The 22,282-nt window shown below is 63.6% G+C and carries 21 protein-coding genes and 1 pseudogene; 21 read left to right on the top strand and 1 reads right to left on the bottom strand.

Going from position 1 to position 22,282, the window contains the following annotated elements; all coding sequences use genetic code 11:
• Nucleotides 1–176: 176 nt before the first annotated feature.
• The 20 genes and pseudogenes from BTH_RS29090 to BTH_RS33025 form a co-directional block, all read left to right on the top strand.
• Nucleotides 177–1,232: a branched-chain amino acid ABC transporter permease gene (locus BTH_RS29090; protein WP_009906713.1), complete on the top strand. Its 1,056-nt coding sequence runs from the start codon at nucleotides 177–179 to the stop codon at nucleotides 1,230–1,232.
• Nucleotides 1,233–1,236: 4 nt separating this feature from the next.
• On the top strand, nucleotides 1,237–3,021 hold the full coding sequence (locus BTH_RS29085; RefSeq protein ID WP_009910304.1) for a branched-chain amino acid ABC transporter ATP-binding protein/permease: 1,785 nt from the start codon (nucleotides 1,237–1,239) through the stop codon (nucleotides 3,019–3,021).
• Complete coding sequence (locus tag BTH_RS29080) at nucleotides 3,021–3,779, top strand: ABC transporter ATP-binding protein (protein ID WP_009910303.1); 759 nt, start codon at nucleotides 3,021–3,023, stop codon at nucleotides 3,777–3,779. The genes BTH_RS29085 and BTH_RS29080 overlap by 1 nt, the downstream gene beginning before the upstream one ends.
• Nucleotides 3,780–3,941: 162 nt before the next feature.
• Nucleotides 3,942–5,915 (top strand): tRNA uridine-5-carboxymethylaminomethyl(34) synthesis enzyme MnmG, encoded by a 1,974-nt coding sequence (gene mnmG / locus BTH_RS29075; protein ID WP_009910302.1) that lies wholly within the window; start codon nucleotides 3,942–3,944, stop codon nucleotides 5,913–5,915.
• Complete coding sequence (rsmG, locus tag BTH_RS29070) at nucleotides 5,912–6,607, top strand: 16S rRNA (guanine(527)-N(7))-methyltransferase RsmG (protein WP_011402670.1); 696 nt, start codon at nucleotides 5,912–5,914, stop codon at nucleotides 6,605–6,607. Before mnmG ends, rsmG begins: the two co-directional genes overlap by 4 nt.
• Nucleotides 6,608–6,659: 52 nt before the next feature.
• Nucleotides 6,660–7,430: a ParA family protein gene (locus BTH_RS29065; protein ID WP_009906708.1), complete on the top strand. Its 771-nt coding sequence runs from the start codon at nucleotides 6,660–6,662 to the stop codon at nucleotides 7,428–7,430.
• 35 nt (nucleotides 7,431–7,465) lie between these two features.
• Nucleotides 7,466–8,353: a ParB/RepB/Spo0J family partition protein gene (locus BTH_RS29060; protein WP_009910299.1), complete on the top strand. Its 888-nt coding sequence runs from the start codon at nucleotides 7,466–7,468 to the stop codon at nucleotides 8,351–8,353.
• A 6-nt stretch (nucleotides 8,354–8,359) separates the two neighbouring features.
• Nucleotides 8,360–9,493 carry an SLC13 family permease gene (locus BTH_RS29055; RefSeq protein ID WP_011402669.1) on the top strand — a complete coding sequence of 378 codons (1,134 nt, stop codon included), beginning with the start codon at nucleotides 8,360–8,362 and terminating at the stop codon, nucleotides 9,491–9,493.
• A 270-nt stretch (nucleotides 9,494–9,763) separates the two neighbouring features.
• Nucleotides 9,764–10,294 (top strand): ATP synthase subunit I, encoded by a 531-nt coding sequence (locus BTH_RS29050; protein ID WP_011402668.1) that lies wholly within the window; start codon nucleotides 9,764–9,766, stop codon nucleotides 10,292–10,294.
• A 112-nt stretch (nucleotides 10,295–10,406) separates the two neighbouring features.
• Nucleotides 10,407–11,258 carry a F0F1 ATP synthase subunit A gene (gene atpB / locus BTH_RS29045; protein WP_009906704.1) on the top strand — a complete coding sequence of 284 codons (852 nt, stop codon included), beginning with the start codon at nucleotides 10,407–10,409 and terminating at the stop codon, nucleotides 11,256–11,258.
• A gap of 76 nt (nucleotides 11,259–11,334) precedes the next feature.
• Entirely contained in the window at nucleotides 11,335–11,604 is a 270-nt protein-coding gene (gene atpE, locus BTH_RS29040) for a F0F1 ATP synthase subunit C (protein ID WP_004195828.1), read from the top strand.
• 127 nt (nucleotides 11,605–11,731) lie between these two features.
• Entirely contained in the window at nucleotides 11,732–12,202 is a 471-nt protein-coding gene (locus BTH_RS29035; protein ID WP_004185283.1) for a F0F1 ATP synthase subunit B, read from the top strand.
• Between the two features lie 2 nt (nucleotides 12,203–12,204).
• Nucleotides 12,205–12,744, top strand: coding sequence for a F0F1 ATP synthase subunit delta (locus tag BTH_RS29030; RefSeq protein ID WP_009906703.1), 540 nt, complete (start codon nucleotides 12,205–12,207; stop codon nucleotides 12,742–12,744).
• Between the two features lie 46 nt (nucleotides 12,745–12,790).
• On the top strand, nucleotides 12,791–14,332 hold the full coding sequence (gene atpA, locus BTH_RS29025; RefSeq protein ID WP_009906702.1) for a F0F1 ATP synthase subunit alpha: 1,542 nt from the start codon (nucleotides 12,791–12,793) through the stop codon (nucleotides 14,330–14,332).
• A gap of 71 nt (nucleotides 14,333–14,403) precedes the next feature.
• Nucleotides 14,404–15,279, top strand: coding sequence for a F0F1 ATP synthase subunit gamma (gene atpG, locus BTH_RS29020; RefSeq protein ID WP_009906701.1), 876 nt, complete (start codon nucleotides 14,404–14,406; stop codon nucleotides 15,277–15,279).
• Nucleotides 15,280–15,358: 79 nt separating this feature from the next.
• Nucleotides 15,359–16,753 carry a F0F1 ATP synthase subunit beta gene (gene atpD, locus BTH_RS29015; RefSeq protein ID WP_004185243.1) on the top strand — a complete coding sequence of 465 codons (1,395 nt, stop codon included), beginning with the start codon at nucleotides 15,359–15,361 and terminating at the stop codon, nucleotides 16,751–16,753.
• A 384-nt stretch (nucleotides 16,754–17,137) separates the two neighbouring features.
• Nucleotides 17,138–17,563, top strand: coding sequence for a F0F1 ATP synthase subunit epsilon (locus BTH_RS29010; protein WP_009906700.1), 426 nt, complete (start codon nucleotides 17,138–17,140; stop codon nucleotides 17,561–17,563).
• 219 nt (nucleotides 17,564–17,782) lie between these two features.
• A complete protein-coding gene (locus BTH_RS29005) occupies nucleotides 17,783–19,513 on the top strand; it encodes an AMP-binding protein (RefSeq protein WP_009910293.1) in 1,731 nt (576 codons plus the stop codon).
• A gap of 41 nt (nucleotides 19,514–19,554) precedes the next feature.
• Complete coding sequence (locus tag BTH_RS32710) at nucleotides 19,555–19,749, top strand: hypothetical protein (protein ID WP_009906697.1); 195 nt, start codon at nucleotides 19,555–19,557, stop codon at nucleotides 19,747–19,749.
• 223 nt (nucleotides 19,750–19,972) lie between these two features.
• Nucleotides 19,973–20,083: pseudogene (locus BTH_RS33025) on the top strand (CoA-binding protein); the annotation flags it as partial.
• 120 nt (nucleotides 20,084–20,203) lie between these two features.
• On the opposite strand, the gene BTH_RS29000 reads toward BTH_RS33025, so the two are convergent.
• Nucleotides 20,204–20,998 (bottom strand): transporter substrate-binding domain-containing protein, encoded by a 795-nt coding sequence (locus BTH_RS29000; protein ID WP_011402667.1) that lies wholly within the window; start codon nucleotides 20,996–20,998, stop codon nucleotides 20,204–20,206.
• A 149-nt stretch (nucleotides 20,999–21,147) separates the two neighbouring features.
• Between BTH_RS29000 and hemE the strand changes: the two genes are divergently transcribed.
• Nucleotides 21,148–22,242, top strand: coding sequence for a uroporphyrinogen decarboxylase (hemE, locus tag BTH_RS28995; RefSeq protein WP_009906695.1), 1,095 nt, complete (start codon nucleotides 21,148–21,150; stop codon nucleotides 22,240–22,242).
• Nucleotides 22,243–22,282 lie beyond the last annotated feature (40 nt).

Raw genomic sequence — 22,282 nt, 5'->3', positions numbered from 1 at the left:
CGTCGCACGCGCATCGGCGAGCGGCGCGCTTTTTTCGTTTGCCGGATGATGGACGCGGTCCGGCATGGAGACGCGCCCCGCGTGCGCGCCGCGCGCTGCGCCGTTTCGCGACGGCCGCTGCCCCGCAGGCCGCATTTCCTTTTTTGGGTCGACGCATTCTCAACCGACGAAACCACATGGATTTCTCCATCGCGGCAATTCTTGCGCAGGACGGCATCACGACGGGTGCGATCTACGCGCTGCTGTCGCTCGCGCTCGTGCTCGTTTTTTCCGTCACGCGCGTGATCTTCATCCCCCAAGGCGAATTCGTCACCTACGGCGCGCTGACGCTGGCCGCGCTTCAGGCTCAGAAGTTTCCGGCAACCTGCTGGCTGCTGTTCGTCGCGGGCATCGCGTGCTTCATGCTCGAAGTGGGCGGGCTGATCCGGTATCGCGCGCGTCGACGCCAGCTTGCCCGCACGTTGACGGCGCTCGCGAGCCGTTATGTGCTGCTGCCGCTTGCGATCTACGCGGTGACCAGAAGCGTCGCCGCACAGCCGTTGCCGATGATCGCGCAGATCGCGCTCACGCTCGCGATCGTCGTGCCGCTCGGGCCGTTCATCTATCGGCTCGCGTATCAGCCGATTGCCGAGGGCACCACGCTGCTGCTGCTGATCGTGTCGGTTGCCGTGCATTTCGCGCTGGTCGGGCTCGGACTCGTCATGTTCGGCGCGGAAGGCTCGCGCACGGCTGCGTTCTCCGACGCGTCGCTCGCGCTCGGCAGCCTGTCGATTTCGACGCAGAGCGAGTGGGTGGTCGGCACCGCGCTTGCGCTGATCGCTGCGCTCTATCTGTATTTCGAGCGCACGCTGCCCGGCAAGGCGCTGCGCGCGACGTCGGTGAACCGCCTCGGCGCGCGGCTCGTCGGTATCGGCACGACCGAGGCCGGGCGGCTCGCGTTCACGCTCGCGGCAGGGCTTGGCGCGTTGTCGGGCGTGCTCGTCGGGCCGCTAACGACGATCTACTACGATTCCGGCTTCCTGATCGGCTTGAAAGGCTTCGTCGGCGCGATCATCGGCGGGCTCGTCAGCTATCCGCTGGCCGCGGCCGGATCGCTTCTCGTCGGCGTGCTGGAGTCGTACTCGTCGTTCTGGGCGAGCGCGTACAAGGAGGTGATCGTTTTCACGCTGATCGTGCCGGTGCTGCTGTGGCGCAGCCTTGCGGCGCCACAAACGGAAGACGAGGAGGCGTGACGCGATGAAAGCGATCTTGCGCAACAAGGCGCTCTGGCTGTTCCTCGTCGTGATGTTCGCGCTGCCGGCCTTGCCTGGTGCGGCGCGCGTGCCCGAGTACTGGATCACGCTGCTGAACTACATCGGGCTCGATGCGATCGTTGCGGTCGGGCTCGTGTTGTTGACCGGAATCGGTGGGATGACGAGCTTCGGGCAGGCCGCGTTCGTCGGTATCGGCGCATACGCGACCGCCTATCTGACGACGGCGTACGGCGCATCGCCGTGGCTCGGGCTGATCGCGGGCGTCGTGGTGACGGCGCTCGTCGCGCTCGCGCTGGGCGCCGTCACGATGCGTCTGTCCGGACACTTCTTGCCGCTCGGAACGATCGCGTGGGGGCTCGCGCTGTTCTTCCTGTTCGGCAATCTCGACTGGCTCGGCAAGTACGACGGGATCAACGGCATTCCCGCGCTCACCGTGTTCGGTCAAGCGTTCGATACAGGGCGCAGTCTCTATTACCTGATCTGGATCGTCGTGCTCGCGGCGATCGTCTCTGTTCAGAATTTGCTTAATAGCCGGCCCGGTCGCGCGATTCGGGCGCTGCGCGGCGGCGGCATGATGGCCGAGGCGATGGGTGTGAACACTGGGTGGATGCGCGTGGCGATCTTCGTCTATGCAGCAGTGCTCGCATCGATTTCGGGCTTTCTTTACGCGCACCTGCAGCGTGCGGTGAATCCGACGCCGTTCGGGCTCAATCACGGGATCGAGTTCCTGTTCATGGCCGTGATTGGGGGCGTCGCGCATGTTTGGGGCGCGGTGCTCGGCGGTGCGATCGTCACCGTACTGCAGGATTACCTGCAAACGCTGCTGCCAAAGCTGCTAGGCGCGGAGGGCAACTTCGAGATCATCGTGTTCGGCGTGCTGATGGTGCTGCTGTTGCAGTATGCGCGGCAGGGCGTCTGGCCGTTCGTCGTGAAGCTCTTTCCGCGCGAACCCGCCGCCCGGGCGCCGGATCAAGCTGAGCCGTTGCCGCAGCGTGGCCGGCCGCAGGCGGGCGAGGCGCTGCTCGTCGTTGACAACGTGCGCAAACAGTTCGGCGGGCTCGTTGCGGTGAACGACGTGAGCTTCGATGTGCTGGCCGGGCAGATCGTCGGCCTGATCGGTCCGAACGGCGCTGGCAAGTCGACGACGTTCAATCTCGTGACCGGCGTGCTGCGGCCGACGAGCGGCGCAATCATGTTCCGCGGCGAGCGGATCGACGAGCTTGTTTCACGTGAAATCGTGCAACGGGGTATCGGCCGCACATTCCAGCACGTGAAACTGCTGCCAGGAATGACCGTGCTGGAGAACGTCGCGATCGGCGCGCATTTGCGCGGCTCGGCCGGCATCTGGCGGAGCATCGTCCGGCTGAATGCGCATGAGGAGGCGCGACTGATGGCGGAGGCGGCGAGGCAGATTCGGCGTGTCGGCCTTGGCGCGCACATGTATGACGAGGCAGGCAGTCTCGCGCTCGGCCAGCAGCGGATTCTCGAGATCGCCCGTGCGCTGTGCAGCGATCCGACACTCTTGCTGCTCGATGAACCCGCGGCAGGCCTGCGTCATCAGGAAAAGCAGCAGTTGGCCGAACTGTTGCGCAAGTTAAGAGCCGAGGGAATGAGCGTGCTGCTAGTCGAGCACGACATGGATTTCGTGATGAATTTGACCGATCGACTGGTCGTGATGGAGTTCGGCACGCGGATCGCCGAAGGCCTGCCGCAGGATGTGCAGAAGGACCCGGCGGTGCTGGAAGCTTATCTCGGTGGGGTGGAATGATGGCGAATCGGGAGGCGAAGCCGGTTTTGGCGGTGCGGGACTTGTCGGTGCGCTACGGCAAGGTCGAGGCGCTGCATCGCGCGGCGCTGACGGTGGAAGCGGGGCGGATCGTTACCGTGATCGGCCCGAACGGAGCGGGAAAGTCGACGCTGCTCAATGCGGTGATGGGGGCATTGCCGACGAATGGCCACGCGACCGGTGCGGTTTACTATCGTGATGACGATGTGAGCGCATTACCGATTGAGCAGCGCGTCGTGCTAGGTATGTGTCTCGTGCCCGAAAAGCGTGAGCTGTTCGGCACGATGTCGGTTGAAGACAACCTCGTTTTGGGGGCGTACCGGCGGAAGATGGCCGGTGACGCGAACTTCCTGGACCAGCTCGAGCCGGTTTTCTCACTATTCCCGAGACTGAAGGAGCGGCGCAAGCAAGCCGCCGGAACGCTATCGGGCGGTGAGCGGCAGATGCTGGCGGTTGGGCGGGCGCTGATGGGCAAGCCGGATTTGTTGATGCTCGACGAACCGAGCCTCGGGCTCGCGCCGCTGATCGTGAAGGAGATCTTTCATATCATCAGTGCGCTGCGTGGGACCGGCGTCGCGACGCTGCTGATCGAGCAGAACGCCCGAGCGGCGTTGCAGATCTCGGACTACGGATACGTGCTCGAAACCGGCGAGATCGTACTGGAAGGCCCGGCGGGCGAGCTTGCGCAGAATCCCCAAGTCATCGAAACCTACCTCGGGCTCACGAAGAAAGCGGTGTAGCAGCGGCTTCGCCAACTCCGGTCGACGGCGTGTTTCACGTGAAACACGCCGTTTTTTGATGGTCGGCCGTTCGAACGAGATTCGGGCCAAAACCGAACCCGCTATAATTCGGCCCATACATTTCTCTGATAGGTTCGTGCACCGTCCTGCACGAAGTCCGCAATGCTTTATCCCATTGAATTTGACGTCATCGTTGTCGGCGGCGGTCATGCTGGCACGGAGGCTGCATTGGCTTCCGCTCGCATGGGCGCCAAGACGCTCCTGCTGACGCACAACATCGAAACCCTTGGGCAGATGAGCTGCAACCCGTCAATCGGCGGGATCGGCAAGGGCCATCTGGTCAAGGAAGTCGATGCGCTGGGCGGTGCGATGGCGGCCGCCACCGACGAAGGCGGCATCCAGTTCCGCATCCTGAACTCGTCGAAGGGGCCGGCGGTCCGTGCGACGCGCGCCCAGGCGGACCGCGTGCTGTACAAGCAGGCTATCCGCCGTTATCTGGAGAATCAGCCAAATCTCTGGCTGTTCCAGCAGGCAGTCGATGACCTGATGGTGGAGGGGGATCGAGTAGTCGGTGCGGTCACGCAGGTCGGCGTTCGATTCCGGGCGCGCGCGGTAGTGTTGACGGCCGGCACGTTCCTCGACGGCAAGATCCATGTCGGGCTCAATAACTATACGGGTGGCCGCGCTGGCGATCCGGCGGCTGTATCCCTGTCGTCGAGGCTAAAGGAGCTGAAGCTGCCGCAAGGGCGGTTGAAGACAGGAACGCCGCCGCGCATCGATGGCCGGACGATTGACTTCTCGAAACTCGAAGAGCAGCCTGGCGATCTCGATCCGGTCCCGGTATTTTCGTTTCTCGGCCGACCAGAGCAGCATCCGGAGCAACTGCCGTGCTGGGTCACGCACACCAATGAGCGTACGCACGACATCATTCGCAGCGGGCTCGATCGTTCGCCAATGTATACCGGCGTCATAGAAGGCGTAGGGCCCCGTTATTGCCCATCAATCGAAGACAAGATTCATCGTTTTGCGTCGAAAGACTCGCATCAGATTTTCCTTGAGCCTGAAGGGCTGACGACCAACGAGTTCTATCCGAACGGCATTTCGACTAGCCTGCCTTTCGACGTGCAACTCGCGCTCGTACATTCGATGCGTGGTCTGGAACAGGCGCACATCCTGCGTCCGGGCTATGCGATCGAGTACGATTATTTCGATCCGCGCGCGTTGAAATCGTCGCTGGAAACCAAGGCGATCAATGGGCTGTTCTTTGCGGGCCAGATCAATGGCACGACCGGCTATGAAGAGGCGGCCGCGCAGGGCTTGCTCGCCGGTATCAATGCAGGCCGCCATGCACTGGAGAAAGAGGCATGGTGTCCGCGGCGGGACCAGGCCTATCTCGGTGTGCTCGTCGATGATTTGGTTACGCGAGGCGTGTCCGAGCCTTATCGGATGTTCACGAGCCGTGCCGAGTACCGGCTCAGCCTTCGCGAAGACAATGCGGACATGCGCCTGACTGAAATCGGGCGTGAATTGGGCGTCGTTGACGACGTCCGTTGGGATGCATTCAACCGGAAGCGTGACGCTGTTTCACGTGAAACCGAACGGCTGCGTACGACGTGGGTGACGCCGAAGACGTTGCCGGCCGACGAGGCGACCGAGTTGCTCGGCAAGCCGATCGATCACGAATACAGCCTCGCCGAGCTACTGCGCCGGCCGGGCATCAGCTACGACGGCGTGTGCGGCTTGCGCGGTGGCGAGTGCGGCCCGTCCGAGCCGTTGGCCGAAGACGCGCTCCTGCTCGCGCAGATCAAGGAGCAGATCGAGATCGGCATCAAGTACCAAGGCTATATCGAGCGCCAGGCCGGCGAAATAGAACGGAACGGTGCGAACGAAAACACGCGCTTGCCTGACGGCATCGATTACACGGAAGTCCGTGGCTTGTCGTTCGAAGTCAGTCAGAAGCTGAATCAGTTCCGTCCGGAAACGATCGGGCAGGCGTCGCGGATCTCGGGGGTGACACCCGCCGCAATCTCGCTGCTAATGGTGCATCTGAAGAAGCGCGGGCTGGGCCGGCGAAAGGGCGCGGACAGTGCGCCGGGCGCCGACGCGGAAACCAACAGCGCCGCGACGCAGCAATGACGGCGCAACGTCGTCAAGCCCCGATTGCCAGCCGGGAAACGCTGCAAGCATTGCTATCGGAAGGCGCGGAAGCGCTGGGCGTCGCGTTGAGCGATGCGCAGCGCGGCGCGTTGCTCGATTATGTCGCGCTGCTCGCCAAGTGGAACGCGGTTTACAACCTGACTGCGATCCGTGACCCGAGGCAGATGCTGATTCAACATATCCTCGATTCGCTATCGATCGTCCCGCATCTCGGTGCGCGGGGGGCGGCGGCGACGGCGCTGGACGTCGGCTCCGGCGGCGGCTTGCCGGGCATCGTGCTCGCGATCGCGCTGCCCGGCTGGCAGGTCACGCTAAACGACATCGTCCAGAAAAAATCCGCATTCCAGAACCAGGCGAAGGCCGAGTTGAAGCTCGGCAATCTGTCCGTCGTGACAGGGCGCGTCGAGACGCTGCGTCCTGGTGCCGATGTTCAAGGGAAATTCGACGTGATCGTATCGCGGGCGTTCGCGGATCTGGCGGACTTCGTTACACTTGCCCGGCACCTCGTTGCGCCGGGCGGGTCGATTTGGGCGATGAAGGGCGTGCGTCCCGATGAAGAAATCGGTCGCTTGCCCGATGGCGCGCGCGTCAAACAGATGATCCGTCTAACGGTCCCGTCGCTCGATGCGGAACGGCATTTGATCGAAGTCGAGCTCGACGAAGCAATTTAATCGGCGCGCCGCAGGGCGCCCGGACCATTTGAAGAGAAGGAATACACCAACGATGGCAAAGATCTTCTGCGTGGCGAACCAGAAGGGCGGTGTCGGCAAGACGACGACGACGGTCAATCTCGCCGCGAGCCTCGCGGCGCAGGAGCAACGCGTGCTGCTGATCGATCTGGACCCGCAGGGCAATGCCACGATGGGGAGCGGTATCGACAAGGCGGAATGCGAGTCGACGGTCTACGAGGTGCTGGTCGACGGTGTGACTGTTGCGGACGCGCGCGTGCGTCCCGAGGCGGTGAAGTACGACGTGCTGCCGGCGAACCGCGAGCTCGCCGGCGCGGAAATCGAGTTGGTGAGCGTGGAGAATCGCGAGCGCCAGTTGAAGGCCGCACTCGCGAAAGTCGCGGACGACTACGATTTCGTGCTGATCGATTGTCCGCCGGCGCTGTCGCTGCTGACGCTGAACGGTCTGTGCGCGGCGCACGGTGTCGTGATCCCGATGCAATGCGAATACTTCGCGCTCGAGGGCTTGTCAGACCTCGTCAACACGATCAAGCAGGTTCATGCAAACCTGAATCGCGACCTGAAGGTGATCGGTCTGCTGCGCGTGATGTTCGATCCGCGGATCACGCTTCAACAACAGGTGTCCGACCAATTGAAGGCGCACTTCGGCGACAAGGTGTTCGACGCGGTGATTCCGCGTAACGTGCGTCTTGCGGAGGCGCCCAGCTATGGGCTTCCCGGCGTCGTATTCGATCGCGGTTCGCGCGGCGCGCAGGCGTACATCCAGTTCGGTGCGGAAATGATCGAGCGGGTGCGCGCGCTTTGAGCCCGCCTTCCAGACGAGAATCGAGGGAACAGAACATGAATGCGGTAGCGAAGAAGAAGGGTTTGGGGCGTGGCCTCGAAGCGCTGCTCGGCGGCAGCGCCGACATCACTGAAGCAGTGAAGATCGAGGGTGCGCCGAACGTGCTCGCGCTCGGCAAGCTGCAGGCGGGCAAGTACCAGCCGCGTACCCGAATGGACGAGGGCAGCCTGCAGGAACTCGCCGCGAGCATTCGCGCGCAGGGGGTGATGCAGCCGATCCTCGTGCGCCCGATTTCGTCAGACAAATTCGAGATCATCGCGGGCGAGCGCCGTTTCCGTGCGGCACGCCTCGCCGGCCTCGAAGAAGTGCCGGTGCTGGTGAAGGATGTATCCGATCAGGCGGCTGCCGCCATGGCGCTGATCGAGAACATCCAGCGCGAGGATCTGAACCCGCTCGAAGAGGCGCATGGCATCCAGCGTTTGCTCGACGAGTTCGGTTTCACGCATGAGCAGGCGGCCGAATCGGTCGGCCGTTCGCGCAGCGCGGTGTCGAACCTGCTGCGTCTGCTGAATCTTGCGATGCCCGTGCAGACGATGCTGCTTGCGGGCGATCTCGACATGGGCCACGCGCGCGCGCTGCTCGCGGTCGATGCGGCGACGCAGATCACGCTCGCGCATCAGGTCGTCAACAAGCGGATGTCGGTGCGCGAGACGGAAAAGCTCGTCACGCATACGACGAAGTCAGAGCCTGCGGTGAAGGCGCGCGCGAAGGACGACGGCGGTCGCGACACGCGGCGCCTCGAAGAAGAGCTGTCGGATCTGCTCGCGTCGAACGTGAAGATCAAGGTTGGTCGCCGCGGGCGGGGCCAGTTGACGATCGATTTCGGCGACCTCGACGCGCTCGAAGGCATCCTCGCGCGACTGCGCGGCAATGTCGCCGCGTAACGCAACGTGTCGAATTCGGTTGTCGGTCGCGCGACTGCGCGGATCATTGCGTTCGTCCGGCATGAGCCGGTTCTCTCGATTCTCGTCGCGGCGCTGATTGCGCTGCAGCTCGTTCGTCCGCAATCGGCGGGCGCGCTCGTGCGGCTCGTCGACTGGCAGACCGTCGCGACGCTCGCCGGCCTGCTGATGCTGACGAAGGCGCTCGAGCTGTCGGGCTTCCTGATGTGGCTCGCGCACCGGATAGTCCATCGCGTGCGGTCCGAGCGTGCGCTTGCCGCGCTGCTCGTCGTGTTCGCCGCGTCGTTGTCCGTGTGGCTCACGAACGACGTGGCGCTCTTCGTCGTGATTCCGCTCGTGCTGTCGCTGCGCGAGCTGACGCCGTTGCCGTTCAAGCGCCTCGTGATCTACATCGCACTCGCCGTGAACGCGGGCGCGATCGCAACTCCGCTCGGCAATCCGCAAAATCTGTTTCTGTGGCAGTTGAGCGGCATCTCATTCGGCCGCTTCGTGATCGCGCTCGGGCCGCTCGCACTCGTGCTGATGGCGCTGCTGCTCGCGATGACCGCGATTGCGTTCGACGGCCGTCCGCTCGATTTGTCGAAGGACCACGCCGAGCGGCCGGTCGATCGCGCGCACGCGTTCGCGACGGTCGCGATGTTCGCGGGCTTCGTGCTGCTCGCGGACGCGCATCATGCGCTGGCCGGCGTGCTCGCGGTCGCGGCGATCTTTCTGATCGTGCGGCGCGACGCGGTGCTGAAGATCGACTGGCTCCTGCTGCTGATCTTCGTGCTGATGTTCATCGTGCTGCGCAGCGCGGCATTGCTGCCGGCTGTCCACCGGACGATCGCCGACATCGGTCTCGATACGCCGCTGCGCGCATATGCGGCGGGTGCGCTGTTGTCGCAGGCGATCAGCAACGTGCCGGCCGCGATTCTGCTGTCGGAGTTCACGCGCGACTGGCGCGCGCTCGCGTTCGGCGTGAGCGTCGGCGGGTTCGGCATCGCGATCGGCTCGCTCGCCAACCTGATTGCGATCCGGCTGTCCCGGACGCGAGGGATGTGGTTGCCGTTCCATCTCGTGAGCATTCCGTTCGGCATCGCGAGCGCCGTGCTCGGCGCGTTGCTGCTGCATTATTTTTGAGCAGCGGCGCGCACCGGAACGGGGCAGGACAAGAGGCGTTTCACGCGGTTCGATTGATCGAAAATACATACCTTACAACTGTCATCGAGCGCTAAAAATTCACGAACTTTTCGCATCATGAAGCGCCGTTTCATACGGATTTTTGTCGCGTCTAAAGCCTTGAACCGCCTGCAACTATCGCTTACAATCGCCCGGATTTGTTAGCTAGGCACCCCTGAAAGCTTTCGGAAAGCTTTAGGGCCGAACAGGGATTGAGCGGAATTAACTGCGATGGCGGATCGAGCGCCGGATAAAAGGCACGGAGATCGGCGAGCAGGGCAACGCACCGTTTCGGGGGGCGTCGGGCGGCATGAATCCGCCGCGGACGACTGGGATGCCGAGCAGCAAGAAGAAGATGTCGTTCCGCTCACGCGGGCCGAGGCGCAAGCGCTGTTCGGTCCCGAGGTGAGTCAGCCATCGCGCGTCACGCCTTACCGGGTGGTGGTCGCGCAAATGGTCTTGTCCCTGGTTGCAACGCTGGCGTGGTGGCTGTTTTCGAAGTCGCCGGGCGCCGCTGCGCAATCGGCATTTCTGGGCGGAGCGATCGGCTGGGTGCCGAGTGCATTGTTCGTGGCGCGTCTGAGGCTGAGCGGCGCGGGCACCGTGATGGGTTGGGTGGCCGGCGAGGCGCTGAAGCTGGGCGTGACGATCGCGATGTTCGCCGCAGTGGCGTTCGGATATCCGGGCGTGCACTGGGTGCCGCTTCTCGTCACGTACCTCGTCGTGCTGAAGACGTACTGGATAGCGCTCGCCTGGCGGTAAAAAACAGCGGTGCGCGAGTTCGACTCGTTCTCGCGCCTGCGCGTTCCCGCAACAAGCTGTTGCGGAGAATCGCGCCAAAACGATTTTCGACAATTTGGGTGGCTTTAACGATATGGCAGCTAGCGAAGGCACGCGTGCTCCGGATCCGTCCGAGTACATTGCGCACCACTTGCAGAACTTCTCCACCTCGCATCAGACGTCGATCTTCGATATCCACGTCTGGAATCTCGACACGCTGTTCTGGTCGATCGTGTGTGGTCTGATCACCATCCTGCTGCTGCGCTTGGCCGCCCGCAAGGCAACGCCCGGCGTGCCGGGACGCTTCCAGTGCGCGATCGAAATGCTCGTCGAGATGGTCGAAGATCAATCGAAGGCGATCGTTCACGGCAACCGCGCATTCATCGCGCCGCTCGCGCTGACCGTGTTCGTGTGGGTCGCGCTGATGAACTCCCTTGATTTCCTCCCCGTCGACCTGCCGGGCCGCGTGATCGGCTGGCTGGGCCTGTCGGGCGTCATTTCCCATCACCGCATCGTCCCGACCGCCGATCTGAACGGCACGCTCGGCATCGCGCTCGGCGTGTTCGTGCTGATGCTCTACTACAGCGTCAAGATCAAGGGCGTGGGCGGCTTTGCTCACGAGCTGGTGTCGGCGCCGTTCGGCGCGCACCCGCTGCTGTGGATCCCGAACCTCGCGCTCAACATCGTCGAATACGTCGCCAAGACCGTGTCGCTCGGCATGCGGCTGTTCGGCAACATGTACGCGGGTGAGCTGGTGTTCTTGCTGATCGCCCTCCTCGGCAGCATGTGGAGCTTCGGCGGCGACGCAACGTTCCTCGGCTTCGTCGGTCACGTGATCGCGGGCAGCGTCTGGGCAATCTTCCACATCCTGATTGTTCTGTTGCAGGCATTCATCTTCATGATGCTGACGCTGGTGTATCTCGGCCAAGCGCACGACGCGCACTAAAGCGCTGCGGGCGAAAGATAGTTTCCGTTTTGGTTTTTTAAATCTCAGTTCCAAGTCTTTTCACAAAGGAGTGATCATGCAAGCTTTCATCGCCAACATCCAAGGTCTGACCGCCATCGGTATCGGCATCATCATCGGCCTGGGTGCAATCGGCGCCTGTATCGGTATCGCGCTGATGGGCGGCAAGTACATCGAAGCCTGCGCGCGTCAGCCCGAACTCATCAACCCGCTGCAAACGAAGATGTTCCTGCTGGCTGGTCTGATCGACGCGGCGTTCCTGATCGGCGTCGGCGTGGCCATGCTGTTTGCATTCGCGAACCCGCTCCTGTCGAAGCTCGCAGGCTAAGGTTCCTCGGAAATATGCGCCCGGCGTGAGCCGGGGCAGGGCGGAACGGAGACTGGGCGCTGATCGAATGCAACTCGATGAGCGCCTTACCGTTTCATTTTTCCGGAATAGCAGATAAGGAAACACCGTGAATCTCAACGCAACATTGTTTGCGCAAATGGTCGTGTTCCTGGTCCTCGCGTGGTTCACGATGAAGTTCGTGTGGCCGCCGTTGATCAACGCCCTCGACGAGCGCTCGAAGAAGATCGCCGACGGCCTCGCCGCCGCGGAAAAGGGCAAGGCGGAACTCGAAGCAGCGCACAAGCGCGTCGACCAGGAACTCGCGCAGGCCCGCAACGACGGCCAGCAACGCATCGCCGACGCCGAAAAGCGTGCACTGGCGGTCGCCGACGAAATCAAGACCAACGCTCAGGCTGAAGCCGCTCGCATCATCGCTCAGGCGAAGGCGGAAGCGGAACAGCAAATCGTGAAGGCGCGCGAAACGCTGCGCGGCGAAGTCGCCGCGCTCGCCGTGAAGGGTGCCGAGCAGATCCTGAAGCGCGAAGTCGATCAAACGGCCCACGCCGAACTGCTGAATCAACTGAAAGCCGAGCTCTGATCATGGCCGAACTTGCAACCATCGCCCGCCCTTACGCAGAAGCGCTGTTCCGCGTGGCCGAGGGGGGTGACATCTCCGCCTGGTCCACGCTCGTGCAAGAGCTGGCTCAGGTTGCGCAACTGCCCGAAGTGCTGTCCGTCGCGTCGAGCCCAAAAGTGAGCCGCGCGCAGGTGGCCGAGTTGCTGCTCGCCACGCTGAAGTCGCCGCTCGCGAGCGGCGCGCAAGCGAAGAACTTCGTGCAGATGCTGGTCGACAATCATCGTATCGCGCTGTTGCCGGAAATCGCCGTGCAGTTCGAAGCGCTGAAGAACGCGCGCGAAGGCGCGGCAGACGTGCAGATCGTCAGCGCGTTCCCGCTCGAAGGCGCGCAGCTCGCGGAGCTCGTCACGAGCCTCGAGCGCAAGTTCAAGCGCAAGCTGAAGCCGGCGGTCGAAGTCGATTCGTCGCTGATCGGCGGCGTGCGCGTGACGGTGGGCGACGAAGTGCTCGATACCTCGGTCCGCGCGCGGCTCGCCGGCATGCAGGCGGCGCTGACCGCTTGAGCGAGCGCAGCCGGCACGCAACAGAATTGAAAATCAGGAGCGAATAATGCAACTCAATCCCTCTGAGATCAGCGAGCTGATCAAGAGCCGGATCCAGGGCCTTGAAGCGAGCGCAGACGTTCGCAACCAGGGCACCGTGATCTCCGTGACCGACGGTATCGTGCGCATTCACGGCCTGTCGGACGTGATGCAGGGCGAAATGCTCGAATTTCCGGGCAACACGTTCGGCCTCGCGCTGAACCTCGAGCGCGACTCGGTCGGCGCGGTGATTCTCGGCGAATACGAGCACATCTCGGAAGGCGACATCGTCAAGACGACGGGCCGCATTCTCGAAGTGCCGGTCGGCCCGGAACTCGTCGGTCGCGTGGTCGACGCGCTCGGTAACCCGATCGACGGCAAGGGCCCGGTCAACGCGAAGCTGACCGACGCGATCGAAAAGATCGCCCCGGGCGTGATCTGGCGTAAGTCGGTGTCGCAGCCGGTGCAGACGGGCCTGAAGTCGATCGACTCGATGGTGCCGATCGGCCGCGGCCAGCGCGAGCTGATCATCGGCGACCGTCAGTGCGGCAAGACCGCGGTGGCGATCGACACGATCATCAACCAGAAGGGCAAGGACCTCATCTGTATCTACGTCGCGATCGGCCAGAAGGCTTCGTCGATCATGAACGTGGTGCGCAAGCTCGAGGAAACCGGCGCGCTCGAATACACGATCGTCGTCGCCGCGTCGGCGTCGGAATCGGCCGCGATGCAATACCTCGCGCCGTACGCCGGCTGCACGATGGGCGAATACTTCCGCGATCGCGGCCAGGACGCCCTCATCATTTACGACGATTTGACCAAGCAAGCTTGGGCGTATCGTCAGATCTCGCTGCTGCTGCGCCGTCCGCCGGGCCGCGAAGCGTACCCGGGCGACGTGTTCTATCTGCACTCGCGTCTGCTCGAGCGCGCGGCGCGCGTGTCGGAAGAGTATGTCGAGAAGTTCACGAACGGTGAAGTGAAGGGCAAGAGCGGCTCGCTGACGGCGCTGCCCGTCATCGAAACGCAGGCGGGCGACGTGACCGCGTTCGTTCCGACGAACGTGATCTCGATCACCGACGGCCAGATCTTCCTGGAAACCGACCTGTTCAACGCCGGCATCCGCCCCGCGATCAACGCGGGCGTGTCGGTGTCGCGAGTCGGCGGCGCCGCGCAGACGAAGGTCGTGAAGAAGCTGTCGGGCGGTATCCGTACCGACCTCGCGCAGTACCGCGAACTGGCCGCGTTCGCGCAGTTCGCATCGGATCTCGACGAAGCGACCCGCAAGCAGCTCGAGCGCGGCCGCCGCGTGACGGAACTGCTCAAGCAGCCGCAATACCAGCCGCTGCAGGTGTGGGAGCTGGCCGTGTCGCTGTTCTCGGCGAACAACGGCTATCTCGACGACCTCGACGTCAAGGACGTCCTGCCGTTCGAGAAGGGCCTGCGCGAGTATCTGAAGACGAGCCACGCTGACCTCATCAAGCGCATCGAAGACACGAAAGACTTGTCGAAGGACGACGAGAGCGCGCTGCACGCCGCGATCAAGGACTTCAAGAAGTCGGGTGCCTATTGATCCGCGAGGGACACCTTGAAGCGGCGCGGGCCGCGTAAAGCGCCCGCGCCGCTTCGGTCAAGGAGCAAGCAATGGCTGGAATGAAGGAAATTCGCGGCAAGATCAAGAGCGTGCAGAACACGCGCAAGATCACGAAGGCGATGGAGATGGTGGCCGCATCGAAGATGCGCCGCGCGCAGGAACGCATGCGCGCCGCTCGTCCGTATGCGGAGAAAGTCCGCGCCATCGCCGCGCACATGAGCCGCGCGAACCCGGAGTACCGCCACCCGTTCATGGTGGCGAACGAAGGCGTGAAGACGGCCGGCATGATTCTCGTCACGACTGACAAGGGTCTGTGCGGCGGTCTGAACACGAACGTGTTGCGCGCGTCGCTGCAGAAGTTCAAGGAGCTGGAAGAGAAGGGCCAGAAGGTCGAAGCCACCGCGATCGGCGGCAAGGGTCTCGGGTTCCTGAACCGCTTCGGCGCGAAGGTGATCTCGCAGGTCGTGCATCTCGGCGATACGCCGCACCTCGACAAGCTGATCGGCGCGGTGAAGACGCAGCTCGATCTGTATTCGGAAGGCAGGCTGTCGGCGGTTTATCTCGCGTACACGCGCTTCGTCAACACGATGAAGCAGGAAACGGTGATCGAGCAGTTGCTGCCGCTGTCGTCGGAGCATTTCGACGCCAATGACGGCACGCCGGCCACGTCGTGGGATTACATCTACGAGCCGGACGCGCAGGCGGTGGTCGACGAGCTGCTCGTGCGTTACGTCGAGGCGCTGGTGTACCAGGCGGTCGCGGAAAACATGGCGTCGGAGCAGTCGGCGCGGATGGTCGCGATGAAGGCCGCCTCGGACAACGCGAAGACGGTGATCAGCGAGCTTCAGCTGTCGTACAACAAGAGCCGTCAGGCTGCGATCACGAAGGAACTGTCGGAGATCGTCGGCGGCGCCGCCGCGGTGTAACGCGGAACGCGCGACGCCTGCTGCGTCTCGAAACTGCGCCTTTGCGCGAGTAAAGAATCAGGTATTGAAAGGAAAAGCGATGAGTACTGCTGCTTTGGTAGAAGGCAAGATCGTACAGTGCATCGGCGCCGTTATCGACGTGGAATTTCCGCGCGAGAGCATGCCGAAGATCTACGACGCGCTCATTCTGGAAGGCTCGGAACTGACGCTCGAAGTCCAGCAGCAGCTGGGCGACGGCGTGGTCCGCACCATCTGTCTGGGGGCATCCGACGGCCTGCGCCGCGGCGTCGTGGTGAAGAATACGGGCAATCCGATTTCGGTGCCGGTCGGCAAGCCGACCCTCGGCCGCATCATGGACGTGCTCGGCCGCCCGATCGACGAAGCGGGCCCGATCGAGAGCGAAAACAAGCGCTCGATCCACCAGAAGGCGCCGGCGTTCGACGAGCTGTCGCCGTCGACCGAACTGCTTGAAACGGGCATCAAGGTCATCGACCTGATCTGCCCGTTCGCGAAGGGCGGCAAGGTTGGCCTGTTCGGCGGTGCTGGCGTGGGCAAGACCGTCAACATGATGGAGCTCATCAACAACATCGCGAAGGAACACGGCGGTTACTCCGTGTTCGCGGGCGTGGGCGAGCGTACCCGTGAAGGGAACGACTTCTATCACGAAATGAAGGACTCGAACGTTCTCGACAAGGTCGCGCTGGTGTACGGCCAGATGAACGAGCCGCCGGGCAACCGTCTGCGCGTCGCGCTGACGGGCCTCACGATGGCCGAGCACTTCCGTGACGAAGGCCTCGACGTGCTGTTCTTCGTCGACAACATCTACCGTTTCACGCTGGCCGGTACCGAAGTGTCGGCACTGCTCGGCCGTATGCCGTCGGCCGTGGGCTATCAGCCGACGCTGGCCGAGGAAATGGGCAAGCTGCAGGAACGCATCACGTCGACCAAGAAGGGCTCGATCACGTCGGTTCAGGCCGTGTACGTCCCTGCGGACGACTTGACCGACCCGTCGCCGGCCACGACCTTCGGCCACCTGGACGCAACCGTCGTTCTGTCGCGTGACATCGCTTCGCTGGGCATCTACCCGGCGGTCGACCCGCTCGACTCGACGTCGCGCCAGATCGACCCGAACGTGATCGGCGAAGAGCACTACTCGATCACGCGTCGCGTTCAGCAGACGCTGCAGCGCTACAAGGAACTGCGCGACATCATCGCGATTCTGGGCATGGACGAACTGTCGCCGGAAGACAAGCTGTCGGTCGCACGTGCGCGTAAGATCCAGCGTTTCCTGTCGCAGCCGTTCCACGTCGCCGAAGTGTTCACGGGCTCGCCGGGCAAGTACGTGCCGCTGAAGGAAACGATCCGCGGCTTCAAGATGATCGTCGACGGCGAGTGCGACCACCTGCCGGAACAGGCGTTCTACATGGTCGGCACGATCGACGAAGCCTTCGAGAAGGCCAAGAAGATCCAGTAACGGCCGGGTGTAACGCAGCGGGCGCCGTGTGAAACGGTGTTGATCCTATCCACCGCGTGATAGGTGACACGGCGCTCACGTAATACGCTCAACCGTGCCTGCATGGGATCGGAGTGGGCGTTGAAGCGCTAACCCTGGTCAACCATGGCATGGGATCGGAGTAAGCGCTAAGGCGCTAACTCCGATCGACCGCCGCGGGGCCGGAGTAAGCGCTGAAGCGCTAACTTCGGCCAACCACGGCATGGGATCGGAGTAAGCGCTAAGGCGCTAACTCCGATCGACCGCCGCGGGGCCGGAGTAAGCGCTGAAGCGCTAACTTCGGCCAACCACGGCATGGGATCGGAGTAAGCGCTAAAGCGCTAACTCCGATCGACAGGAGTCGATATGGCAACCATCAAAGTAGACGTCGTCAGCGCCGAAGAACAAATCTTCTCCGGCCTGGCGAAGTTCGTCGCGCTGCCGGGCGAAGCCGGTGAACTGGGCATCCTGCCCGGCCACACCCCGCTCATCACGCGGATTCGTCCGGGGGCGGTGCGCATCGAAGCCGAAAGCGGCGATGAAGAGTTCGTGTTCGTCGCAGGCGGCATTCTCGAAGTGCAGCCGGGCGCCGTGACGGTGCTCGCCGACACCGCGATTCGCGGTAAGGATCTCGACGCGGCGAAGGCCGAGGAAGCGAGAAAGCGCGCAGAAGAAACGCTGCAGAACGCGAAGTCGGACATCGATCTCGCGAAGGCGCAGTCGGAACTCGCGACCGCAATGGCGCAGCTCGAAGCGATCCAGCGTCTCGCGAAGATCCGCGGCAGGCACTGACGCGTTCGCGTGCCCGCAGCACGCGTCCGGCTCACGTCCTGCATCGCGATCGCATCGGAAGGGCAGCCCTCGGGCTGCCCTTTTCGTTTTCTCCGGCGTGTCCGCATTGCGGGTAACACTTGATGTCAGAGTGTCGTAAGCGGATGGCAGAATAATTTACAGAAACACATTCAAAACGACGCAACGTTCACAGAACGTTCCAGTGGCGGAGACACTCTCATGGCAGCAGATTCAGGCGTCGGCGCGCTGATCGCGCCGCAGCGCGGGCTCTCGTACGTACGCGGCCCGGCGGATGTCCCACTGAGCGAAGCGACGATCGGGCGGTTTCTGCTCGATACGGTCGCGCGCTTTCCCGACCGTGCGGCGGTCGTATTCCGCGAGCAGGGCGTTCGATGGACGTGGCGCGAATTCGCGGACGAAGTCGACGTGCTCGCGACCGCGCTGATCGAGCTCGGCGTCGCGCGTGGCGATCGGGTGGGCATCTGGTCGCCGAATCGCGCCGAATGGCTGCTGACGCAATTCGCGACCGCGCGCATCGGCGCGGTACTCGTCAACGTCAACCCCGCCTACCGGCTTGCCGAGCTCGAATACGCGCTGAACAAGGTCGGCTGCAAGCTGCTGATCGCGGCCGAGCGCTTCAAGACGTCCGCGTACATCGAGATGATCTCCGAGATCGCGCCGGAACTCGCGACGACGCCTGCGGACGGTATGCTGCACGCGGCGCGCGTGCCCAGCTTGCGCACGGTCGTGACGATGGGCGCCGCGGCGCCGGCAGGCATGCTGAGCTTCGCCGACGTGCTTGCGCGCGGCCGGGCCGCGCTCGACCCCGCGCGGCTCGACGCGATCGGCGCGGCGCTCGACTGCCGCGATCCGATCAACATCCAGTTCACGAGCGGCACGACCGGCAGCCCGAAGGGCGCGACGCTCACGCACCACAACGTCGTCAACAACGCGTGCTCGATCGCGAGCGTGATGCGGCTCACCGAGGTCGACGCGATGTGCATCCCGGTGCCGCTCTATCACTGCTTCGGGATGGTGCTGTCGGTGCTCGCGTGCGTTTCGGTGGGGGCGAAGATGGTGTTTCCCGGCGAGGCCTTCGAGCCGGGCGCGACGCTCGCGGCGGTGTCCGACGAGCGCTGCACCGCGCTGCAGGGCGTGCCGACGATGTTCATCGCCGAGCTCGATCATCCGGATTTCGACCGCTTCGACCTGAGCACGCTGCGCACGGGCATCATGGCCGGCTCGCCGTGCCCGATCGAGACGATGAAGCGGGTCGTCGCGAAGATGCACATGTCCGAGGTGACGATCGCTTACGGGATGACGGAGACGAGCCCCGTCTCGTTCCAGAGCTCGACGACGGATTCGCTCGAGAAGCGCACGACGACGGTCGGCCGAATCCAGCCGCACCTGGAGGCGAAGATCGTCGACGCGACGGGCGCGATCGTGCCCGTCGGCGAGACTGGCGAGCTGTGCACGCGCGGCTATTCGGTGATGCTCGGCTATTGGGACGATGAGGCGAGAACGCGCGAGGCGGTTGTCGACGGCTGGATGCGCACGGGCGACTTGGCGACGCTCGACGAAGAGGGTTTCTGCAACATCGTCGGGCGCTTGAAGGACATGCTGATTCGCGGCGGCGAGAATGTCTATCCGCGCGAGATCGAGGAGTTCCTGTTTCGGCACCCGAAGATTCAGAGCGTGCAGGTGTTCGGCGTTCCCGATCCGAAGTACGGCGAGGAAGTGTGTGCGTGGATCGTGCTGCGCGCGGGCGAGACGATGACGGACGACGAGCTGCGCGAGTTCTGCCGCGGCCAGATCGCACACTACAAGGTGCCGCGCTACGTGCGCTTCGTCGACGAATTGCCGATGACCGTGACGGGGAAGGTGCAGAAGTTCGTGATGCGCGAACGGATGATCGACGAACTTGGATTGAGCGTGCAGAAGACGGCTTGAGGCGTCGCGCACGTTTTCGATGGACGAAAAAAAGCGGGCTGATGAGCCCGCTAAAAACCACACGCTACGGGGTTAGCGCGAGGAGACCAAAGATGGAACGCATCGGCGTGGGCCGACGACGACTCCAACAAGGATGCCCCTGCGAAGGGATTCGGTACGAGACCGACGGGCCCGTCATTCGTGCTTGTGTCCGCTCACACGCCGCACACGAGACCGCATCCGTGTTGAAACCGTGAGAGGCATTTTGGGCGAATTACCCCACCCTCGCGGTAACAAAGTGTTTCAGGTTGTAACCCTCGCCGGATAAGGCTTTGCGGGATTTCTTACTGTTTTTAAAGAAACGCACAAAGTCATTTTTACCGTATTGAAAAGTGGCATTTTCGAGCGCGCCCAGGCCCCTTTTACGATGGGCCTGACCCAGCTGGTGAGGCTATCGGGCCCCATCAAACATGCATTGAAATGACCGCGATCTCGACTGACGAAATTCCGAGAAAGATTTTGAAACTCGATCGGGTAATCGAGGTAGTCGGCCTTTCGGATAAATCTTATCGGCCCAGTTATGAAGTCGCTGCCTACCTGCGGCAAAACGGTTATCGGATCGTACCCGTCGATCCGCTGCTCGCCCGTGCACGGCGCATGCTGCGGCGCAGCTTCGCAGCGGCGCACACGCGCCGCTCGGCCGTCGCTACGCTATTTGAGCCACTTGTCCGAGATCGCCTGAAGCTCGCCCGTCTCGCGCGCGAGGTGCAGCCACTGGTCGACGTATTGCTGGAACACGACGTCGCCGCGCGGCACCATGTATGCCTTCTCGCCGAACTGGAACGGCTTGTCCGGATGCACCGAGCAAAGGCCGGGATTCAGCTTTTGCTGCAGCAGCGTCTCGGACGCGTCCGTGACCATCACGTCGGCATTTCCCGCGAGAATCTGCTTGAAGATCGTCACGTTATCCGGGAATACGGTGATCCTAGCGTGGGTGAAATGCTGCTTCGCGAAACGCTCGTTCGTGCCGCCCGGATTCGCGATCACGCGCGTTTGCGGCTGGTCGATCTGCGCGATCGTCTGATAGCGCTCGACATCCGCGCAGCGCACGATCGGCGTTTTGCCGTCGGTGACGTACGGCTGCGTGAAGAACACGTGCTTTTGTCGCTCGAGCGTCGTCGAGATGCCGCCCACCGCGATGTCGCATTTCGCGACGAAATCGTCGGTGAGCGTCGGCCACGTCGTCTTCACGAACGCCGTTTTCACGCCGAGCGATTTCGCGAGCGACGCCGCCATGTCGATGTCGATGCCTTCGAACGCGCCGTCCTCGCGCCGGTACGTGTACGGCTTGTAGTCGCCCGTCGTGCAGACGCGCAGCGTGCCTCGCGCGAGCACGTCGTCGAGCCGCGACGCGGGCATGGCGGGCGCGGCGTGCTCGCGCGCGGCTTGCGCATGGGCGAAGCCCGCGCAGCAGGCGAGCGCGAGCAATGTGATCTTCATTTTCATCGTGTCTCCTCGATACGTGTGGCTGGCGTGGCCGGGTTCGTACGCCGGATCATAACGGACGGCCGGCGAGCGTCATATGGCCGCGAGCGCCGGGCGGCGCGCCGCGTCCGGTAGAATGCTCCTTTGCGTTTCGCTTTGTCGCACTCATCGTGGCCCAGACTCTCATCAACGACACCTTCCTGCGCGCGCTGCTGCGCGAGCCGACCGACTACACGCCGATCTGGCTGATGCGCCAGGCGGGCCGCTACCTGCCCGAGTACAACGCCACGCGCGCGCGCGCCGGCAGCTTTCTCGGGCTCGCGAAGCATCCCGATTACGCGACCGAGGTGACGCTGCAGCCGCTCGAGCGCTTCCCGCTCGACGCCGCGATCCTGTTTTCCGACATCCTGACGATTCCCGACGCGATGGGGCTCGGCCTCGATTTCGCCGCGGGCGAGGGGCCGAAGTTCGCGCATCCGGTGCGCACCGAGGCCGATGTCGCGAAGCTCGCGGTGCCGGACATCGGCGCGACGCTCGGCTACGTGACCGACGCGGTGCGAGAGATTCGCCGCGCGCTCACCGACGGCGAAGGTCGCCAGCGTGTGCCGCTGATCGGTTTCTCCGGCAGCCCGTGGACGCTCGCGTGCTACATGGTGGAAGGCGGCGGCTCGGACGATTTCCGCACGGTGAAGTCGATGGCGTATGCGCGGCCTGACCTGATGCACCGCATTCTCGACGTGAACGCGCAGGCAGTGGCCGCATACCTGAACGCGCAGATCGAAGCCGGCGCGCAGGCCGTGATGATCTTCGATACCTGGGGAGGCGCGCTGGCCGACGGCGCGTATCAGCGCTTCTCGCTCGACTACATCCGGCGCGTCGTCGCGCAGTTGAAACGCGAGCACGACGGCGCGCGCGTGCCGGCGATCGCGTTCACGAAGGGCGGCGGGCTCTGGCTCGAAGACTTGGCGGCGACGGGCGTCGACGCGGTCGGCCTCGACTGGACGGTCAACCTCGGCCGCGCGCGCGAGCGCGTCGCGGGGCGCGTCGCGCTGCAGGGCAACCTCGATCCGACGATCCTGTTCGCGCCGCCCGAGGCGATTCGCGCCGAGGCGCGCGCGGTGCTCGACAGCTACGGCAATCACCCGGGCCACGTGTTCAACCTGGGCCACGGCATTTCGCAGTTCACGCCGCCCGAGCACGTTGCGGAGCTCGTAGACGAAGTGCATCGCCATAGCCGCGCGATCCGGAGCGGAACCGGATCGTAATCGCAAGCCGTCCGATGCTGCGACGCGACGCGACGGGTTT

It is taken from the genome of Burkholderia thailandensis E264 (genome assembly GCF_000012365.1).
In the GTDB taxonomy this organism is placed as follows: domain Bacteria; phylum Pseudomonadota; class Gammaproteobacteria; order Burkholderiales; family Burkholderiaceae; genus Burkholderia; species Burkholderia thailandensis.
The sequence above is the reverse complement of the archived record's forward strand: the minus strand, read 5'-3'. Positions and strand labels throughout refer to the sequence as shown.

Excerpts from the sequence above, each read along its gene's own strand:
- BTH_RS29090 (WP_009906713.1), top strand. The coding sequence starts at position 177 with ATGGATTTCTCCATCGCGGCAATTCTTGCGCAGGACGGCATCACGACG.
- BTH_RS29085 (WP_009910304.1), top strand. The coding sequence starts at position 1,237 with ATGAAAGCGATCTTGCGCAACAAGGCGCTCTGGCTGTTCCTCGTCGTG.
- BTH_RS29080 (WP_009910303.1), top strand. The coding sequence starts at position 3,021 with ATGGCGAATCGGGAGGCGAAGCCGGTTTTGGCGGTGCGGGACTTGTCG.
- mnmG (WP_009910302.1), top strand. The coding sequence starts at position 3,942 with ATGCTTTATCCCATTGAATTTGACGTCATCGTTGTCGGCGGCGGTCAT.
- rsmG (WP_011402670.1), top strand. The coding sequence starts at position 5,912 with ATGACGGCGCAACGTCGTCAAGCCCCGATTGCCAGCCGGGAAACGCTG.
- BTH_RS29065 (WP_009906708.1), top strand. The coding sequence starts at position 6,660 with ATGGCAAAGATCTTCTGCGTGGCGAACCAGAAGGGCGGTGTCGGCAAG.
- BTH_RS29060 (WP_009910299.1), top strand. The coding sequence starts at position 7,466 with ATGAATGCGGTAGCGAAGAAGAAGGGTTTGGGGCGTGGCCTCGAAGCG.
- BTH_RS29050 (WP_011402668.1), top strand. The coding sequence starts at position 9,764 with ATGGCGGATCGAGCGCCGGATAAAAGGCACGGAGATCGGCGAGCAGGG.
- atpB (WP_009906704.1), top strand. The coding sequence starts at position 10,407 with ATGGCAGCTAGCGAAGGCACGCGTGCTCCGGATCCGTCCGAGTACATT.
- atpE (WP_004195828.1), top strand. The coding sequence starts at position 11,335 with ATGCAAGCTTTCATCGCCAACATCCAAGGTCTGACCGCCATCGGTATC.
- BTH_RS29030 (WP_009906703.1), top strand. The coding sequence starts at position 12,205 with ATGGCCGAACTTGCAACCATCGCCCGCCCTTACGCAGAAGCGCTGTTC.
- atpA (WP_009906702.1), top strand. The coding sequence starts at position 12,791 with ATGCAACTCAATCCCTCTGAGATCAGCGAGCTGATCAAGAGCCGGATC.
- atpG (WP_009906701.1), top strand. The coding sequence starts at position 14,404 with ATGGCTGGAATGAAGGAAATTCGCGGCAAGATCAAGAGCGTGCAGAAC.
- atpD (WP_004185243.1), top strand. The coding sequence starts at position 15,359 with ATGAGTACTGCTGCTTTGGTAGAAGGCAAGATCGTACAGTGCATCGGC.
- BTH_RS29010 (WP_009906700.1), top strand. The coding sequence starts at position 17,138 with ATGGCAACCATCAAAGTAGACGTCGTCAGCGCCGAAGAACAAATCTTC.
- BTH_RS29005 (WP_009910293.1), top strand. The coding sequence starts at position 17,783 with ATGGCAGCAGATTCAGGCGTCGGCGCGCTGATCGCGCCGCAGCGCGGG.
- BTH_RS32710 (WP_009906697.1), top strand. The coding sequence starts at position 19,555 with ATGAGCCCGCTAAAAACCACACGCTACGGGGTTAGCGCGAGGAGACCA.
- BTH_RS29000 (WP_011402667.1), bottom strand. The coding sequence starts at position 20,998 with ATGAAAATGAAGATCACATTGCTCGCGCTCGCCTGCTGCGCGGGCTTC.